1 protein-coding gene is annotated in these 557 nt (G+C 36.8%); it reads left to right on the top strand.

Annotated features, from left to right (window positions below; genetic code table 11):
• A partial coding sequence (locus tag GH715_RS21315; protein WP_240469435.1) for a glutamate ligase domain-containing protein occupies window positions 1-557 on the top strand: 557 nt, incomplete at both ends.

The following is a 557-nucleotide window of genomic DNA, read 5'->3' as shown; positions in this document are numbered from 1 at the left end:
CTAGCTTCTGCTATTCGTTTTCACCAAAAAGGTACTACTTTTAGGGTAACAAACAAAGCAGGCACATTAGATGCAGATTTTGAAACCAAATTATTAGGTAAGCATAATGTATATAATATTTTGGCTGCGATCAGTGTGGCGTGGGAAATGGGAGTACCTCTAGCCAAACTGCAAATGGGTGTGAAAAAGATACAGGCAGTAAAACACAGAATGGAAATAAAGAAAGGATTCGGTAATTTAACGGTAATTGATGACAGTTTTAACTCGAATCCAACTGGTTCTCGAATGGCTTTAGAGGTACTTTCTTCGATGGAAGGATTTAAAGTATTAGTGACACCAGGTATGGTAGAATTAGGTGATAAGGAATATCAATATAATAAAGCATTTGGTGAATATGCGAGTGATGCGTGTGACTATGTGATTTTAGTAGGTGAAAAACAAACAAAACCTATTCAGGATGGACTTCGTGAAAAAGGCTATCCTGAGGAACAATTATTTATCGCAAAAGATTTAAATCACGCCATATCACAAATCCAAGCATTAAACCGCCAAGATGC

The sequence above is a fragment of the Gracilibacillus thailandensis genome, from assembly GCF_010994055.1.
Lineage (GTDB): Bacteria > Bacillota > Bacilli > Bacillales > Amphibacillaceae > Gracilibacillus > Gracilibacillus lacisalsi.
The sequence above is the reverse complement of the archived record's forward strand: the minus strand, read 5'-3'. Positions and strand labels throughout refer to the sequence as shown.